Origin of the sequence: Pseudoalteromonas rubra (assembly GCF_004212645.1) — a bacterium.
GTDB lineage: Bacteria > Pseudomonadota > Gammaproteobacteria > Enterobacterales > Alteromonadaceae > Pseudoalteromonas > Pseudoalteromonas rubra_G.
Window position 1 is genome coordinate 1 of sequence record NZ_PPUZ01000137.1, and the last position, 445, is coordinate 445.

The 445-nt window shown below is 55.5% G+C and carries 1 protein-coding gene; it reads right to left on the minus strand.

Annotated elements, in window-relative coordinates; genetic code table 11:
* On the minus strand, positions 1-445 hold a 445-nt coding region (locus C3B51_RS22830; RefSeq protein WP_130246503.1), incomplete at both ends, for an AMP-binding protein.

Sequence of the window (445 nt, forward strand, 5' to 3'; positions counted from 1 at the left end):
TCAAAGCACAGTCCTATCAGGCTCCCCTTTGCCGCGCCTTCTGAGCGCAAATATCTGGCTACCTGATTCGCCCGCTTATCCAGCTCCGCATAACTGATACTCGCCTCGCCCTGACAGGCTGCGACCGCCTCTCCTCGCACATCGGCCTGTGCTTCAAATAAGCTCACTAAGCTGTCCGTTGCCGGATAAGGGCGTGCCGTGTCATTCCACGTGCTTAACTGTCTGTTTCGCTCTTCATCCGTTAACATCTCCAGCTGACTGACCGCCTGGCTGCCGCCCGCTTCTAAAGCCGCTAACAACGACGACAGCATCGTCAGAAAATACCCCCCGACACGCTCTGCGCCGACACTGCTGTCCACTTGAATATCCAGCTCAAACCCATGGGCCTGGCCTAAATCATCCACCGACACATCAAACGGATAATTGGCTCGCTCATAACTGCTGA